General features: G+C 72.5%; 4 protein-coding genes. 3 read left to right on the top strand and 1 reads right to left on the bottom strand.

Going from position 1 to position 4,403, the window contains the following annotated elements:
• A partial coding sequence (locus tag J1C73_RS01430) for an NADP-dependent oxidoreductase (RefSeq protein WP_207314708.1) occupies positions 1 to 864 on the bottom strand: 864 nt, incomplete at its 3' end.
• 310 nt (positions 865 to 1,174) lie between these two features.
• Here J1C73_RS01430 and J1C73_RS01435 point away from each other — a divergent pair.
• From J1C73_RS01435 to J1C73_RS01445, 3 genes are read left to right on the top strand one after another with little or no spacing between them, the layout of a single operon-like run.
• Positions 1,175 to 2,431: an ATP-grasp domain-containing protein gene (locus J1C73_RS01435; RefSeq protein ID WP_207314705.1), complete on the top strand. Its 1,257-nt coding sequence runs from the start codon at positions 1,175 to 1,177 to the stop codon at positions 2,429 to 2,431.
• Entirely contained in the window at positions 2,428 to 3,288 is an 861-nt protein-coding gene (locus J1C73_RS01440; protein WP_207314706.1) for a Rossmann-like domain-containing protein, read from the top strand. Before J1C73_RS01435 ends, J1C73_RS01440 begins: the two co-directional genes overlap by 4 nt.
• Complete coding sequence (locus J1C73_RS01445) at positions 3,285 to 4,373, top strand: PLP-dependent cysteine synthase family protein (RefSeq protein WP_207314707.1); 1,089 nt, start codon at positions 3,285 to 3,287, stop codon at positions 4,371 to 4,373. The genes J1C73_RS01440 and J1C73_RS01445 overlap by 4 nt, the downstream gene beginning before the upstream one ends.
• Positions 4,374 to 4,403 lie beyond the last annotated feature (30 nt).

The raw sequence follows: 4,403 nt of genomic DNA on the forward strand, positions 1-4,403 counted from the left end.
GTCCTCGCCGGCCCGGTGCGCCTGTGCGACCCCGGCGAGCGGGAAGGTCCGCGCGACCGGGAGCGAGAAGCGCCCGGACTCGATCAACTCGCCGATTCCGCCGAGCGCGTGGAGCGCACGGCCGGCGTCCCCGCTGCTGAACCGCACCCCGTGCTCCCGCGCACCGGCGAAGTCGGCGATCGTCACGACGTGCCCGGGGCCGCCCGCGAGCTCGATGAGATCGGGCAGTACACCGCTCCCGGCGACGTCGAGCGCGAGGTCGACGCCGTCGGGCGCGAGCGCGCGAACCCGCTCGACGAGACCCTCGCCGTAGGCGACTGGCTCGGCCCCCAGCGAGCGGAGGCCGGCGTGGTTCGCCGGACCGGCGGTGCCGATCACACGCGCACCGCGCACGACGGCGAGCTGAACCGCGGCGCTGCCGACGCTTCCGGAGGCGCCGCTGATGAGCAGCGTGCCGCCGCTCCCGACGCCCAGCTGGTCGAGCGCGCGCGTGGCCGTCTCGATAGCGGCCGGCAGGGCGGCAGCGCCGGGGAAGCCGAGCGACGGCGGGACCGGCGCATAGGAGGACAGCACCGCCAGCTCGGCCTGGGCCACCCCCTCGGCACAGAAGCCGAACACGCGATCGCCGACGGCCACATCCGCGACGCCCTCGCCGAGCTCGTCGACGAAGCCCGCCGCCTCGTACCCCATGGTCTGCGGGAGTTCCCGGTCCATCAGGCCCTCGCGCTTCTTCCAGTCGCTCGGGTTGACGCCGGCCGCGCGCACCGCGATGCGGACCTGGCCGGGACCGGGATGCGGATCGGGGAGATCCACGATCTCAAGGACCTCCGGGCCTCCGAACCGGCTGAATCGGACTGCCTTCATCATGCTCCGATCTCGACCCAGGTGTCGCGGTTGCCGCGTGTACGGCATCGCGCGGTATCCGGGCACGGCGATCGGGATCGTCCTGGCCGGAGTCCGCCGACCTCCGCGAGGACAACCGCCAAGGTATCCGATCACGCCTTGCGCGCAGTGAGTCACCGAAACCGCGCCAGGGTGGACAAGGCGAGACTGGTAACTGAAAATGATTATCGATATCGTATGTGGTGCGCAGCCTCCGCCCCTCCCGTCCGAGGGCGCTCCAAGCTGCCGTCTGCCGTCTGCCGTCTGAAACAAGCGCGCGAAAAGGGGAGTTGTGGCTCATCTGCTGATGGTCGAGAGCTGGGTCGGGTCGATGAGCAGACTGCTGCCGCGGGCCATCCGGGAGGGTGGGCACGCGTTCACGTTCCTCACCCGCGACCTGCACCACTACCTCCGCTCGGCGCCCGACGGGGCCGCGCACCCGCTGCTCGGCGCCCGCAACGTCATCACCGCCGACACCAACGACACCGACACCCTGCTGCCGCTGATCGAGCGGCTGCACGAGGTACTGCGCTTCGACGGCGTTCTCACGTCCTGCGACTACTACCTGCCCACGGCGGCCTGGATCGCCGGGCGTCTGGGCCTGCCGGGCCCGGCCCCGGAGGCGGTCCGCAACGCCTGCCGCAAGGACGGCACCCGCCGGGTCCTCGCCGACGCCGGAGTTCCGGGGCCGCGCTTCGCCGTGCACGAGGAGTGGGCCCACCTCGCGCGGGCCGCTCGGGAGATCGGCTACCCGCTGGTCGTCAAGCCTGTCGACCTGTGCGCGGGGATGTACGTGCGACGCGTGGATGACGAGGCGCAACTGGATGCCGCCGTGGGGGCCCTGACCGCGTTCCCGGTCAACGCCCGCGGGCAGCGGCGGGATTCCGCCGTCCTGCTGGAGGAGATGCTGGACGGCCCGGAGGTGAGCGTCGAGACGGTGTCGCACGGGGGCACGGTCCATGTGGTGGGGGTGACCGACAAGAGCATCGGCGGGTCGCCCGCGTTCATCGAGACCGGACACATGTTCCCGGCCGCCCTGTCGGCCGCGGACACCGAGGCCGCCGAGCAGACCGCCCTTGCCGCGGTCAAGGCACTCGACCTCACCGACGGCGTCGTGGCGCACACCGAGATCAAGCTGACCTCCACCGGTCCGCGGGTGGTCGAGGTGAACCCCCGGCCCGCCGGGAACCGCATCACCGAGCTGGTCCATCACGTGACCGGCGTCGACCTGACCGCGTCCTTCGTTCAGGTGTCCCTCGGCCGCGAGCCCGATGTGCGGGGCGGCCGCACCGGGCTGCGCAGCGCGGCCATCGGCTTCCTCGTGCCGGAGACCTCGGGCACGCTCACGTCACTGGACGGTGACGGACTCCGGGACGCGCCGGGTGTGCTGGAGGTGCGACTCGCCGAGCCGGGAACGCAGGTGAAGGCGGCGGGCAGCAACAACGAGTACCTCGGGCACATCATGACGGGCGATGCCGAGGGGCTGGGCGCCCGCGACCGCGCCGAGGTTCTGCTCGGTGAGCTGCGCTCCACGATGGTGATCCGATGACCGGCACGACCCGCACCGCGGCGGTCTCGACGTACGCGACGTACACGACGTACGACGAGCTCGTGGCGTGCGTACGCGCCGGTGAGCTGGGTCCGGATCCCGCCTCGGAGCGGATCGCCGTCGCCTTCACCACGCGGCAGGCCGTACGGCACGCCGGGCGCGGCTCCGGCTACCGCAACGAGGTGCTCAGCCTGCGACTGGCCGGGGCCGTCGGTTCGTGCGCGGTCGAGCCCGGGGCGCTGCCCGACGGTGCGGCCGAGGACTGCGTGGGCGCGGACGTGGCCCGGCTGCTGGAGCACCCGCTGCTCCCGGTGCGCGTGGCCGCGCTGGACGCCTATCTGATGCACGTCACTCCGCACACTCAGGAGAACGGGGCGCGGCCCGTTCCGCTGCTCGCCGGGACGTCGCTGGAGAAGTCCAGGGACCGGGCGAACGCCGTCGTCGAGCTGCTCGACCTGCCGCCCGGGGCGACCGTACTGGTCGTCGGCGTCGTCAACTCCCTCCTGGAAGGGCTTCGTTCGCGCGGTCTGAGCTATGTTCCCTGCGACCTCAAGGGCGGGCTGACCGAGTGGGGCGATGCGATCGCCACCGATGCGCTCGCCGAGGCCGGCCGCTGTGACGCCCTGCTCGTGTCCGGGATGACACTGGGCAACGGAACCTTCGAGCCGCTGCGGCAGCACGCTTCGGCGTACGGCAAGCAGTTGGTGATGTTCGCCCAGACCGGCAGCGCCGTCCTGCCCCGCTTCCTGGGGCACGGGGTGAGCGCGGTGTGCGCCGAGCCGTACCCCTTCTTCTGGCTCGACGGCGGTCTCGGCACCGTGCACCGCTACGGTCCGCGCCCGAAGGACGGCCGATGACCACGACAGTTGTGCGCTCCACGGCCCGCCCGGAACTGCTCACCCTGCTCGGCCGCACCCCCCTGGTCCGCGTCACCGCCGACCTGCCCGGTCCGCACCCCGGCTTCTGGGCCAAGCTCGAAGGGCTCGCGGCGGGCGGCATGAAGGCGCGGGCCGCCGTGTCGATGCTGCTGGGCGCCCATGAGCGCGGTGAACTGCTCCCCGGCGCACCGGTGGTGGAGTCCACCTCCGGCACGCTCGGCATCGGGCTCGCGTTCGCGGGCCAAGCCCTCGGCCATCCCGTCGTACTGGTCGGCGACAGCGAACTGGAACCTTGCATAAGGCAGTTGCTACGCGCTCACGGGGTGCGGCTGGAGGTCGTGGACCGTCCGGCGCCCCGGGGTGGCTGGCAGGCCGCACGGCTGGACCGGGTACGGGAGCTGCTCACCGTCCTGCCCGGTGCGTACTGGCCGGACCAGTACAACAACCCTGACAACAAGGCCGGTTACTCCTCCCTGGCCGCCGAAATCATCGCCAGTCTCGACCACCTGGACGTCCTGGTGTGCAGCGTCGGTACCGGCGGCCACAGCGCCGGCATCATCGGTCCGCTGCGCCGGCGCTGGCCCGCGCTGCGGCTGATCGGGGTCGACGCAACCGGTTCCACCATCTTCGGCCAGCCCGCCCGGCCGAGGCTGATGCGCGGCCTGGGCAGCAGCATCCACCCACGCAACGTCGCCTACGACGCCTTCGACGAAGTCCACTGGGTCGGCCCGGCCGAGGCCGTGGACAGCTGCCGCCGGCTGGCCCGCGGCAGCTTCGTCAGCGGCGGCTGGAGCACGGGGGCCGCCGCCCGCGTCGCCGCCTGGGCCGCCCGCGTCGACCCCGGCGCGGTCGTCGCCACCGTCTTCCCCGACGGCCCGCACCGCTACCTCGGCACGGTCTACGACGACGACTTCACCATGGCCCACGGCCTCGACCCCGCCACGGCGGCCGCCCACCCCGTTCAGATCCCGCACGCCCGAGCGGCCGAGGCCACCGGCTGGGTGCGCTGCACCCGCGTCTCCGATCCGCTGAGGGCCGAACCCCGTCCCGAAAGGACCCCGTGAAGACCGTCCTGCGCACCGTACGCCTCGAAC

The sequence above is a fragment of the Streptomyces laculatispora genome, from assembly GCF_017353455.1.
Classification (GTDB): domain Bacteria; phylum Actinomycetota; class Actinomycetes; order Streptomycetales; family Streptomycetaceae; genus Streptomyces; species Streptomyces laculatispora.

Excerpts from the sequence above, each read along its gene's own strand:
- J1C73_RS01445 (WP_207314707.1), top strand. The coding sequence starts at position 3,285 with ATGACCACGACAGTTGTGCGCTCCACGGCCCGCCCGGAACTGCTCACC.
- J1C73_RS01440 (WP_207314706.1), top strand. The coding sequence starts at position 2,428 with ATGACCGGCACGACCCGCACCGCGGCGGTCTCGACGTACGCGACGTAC.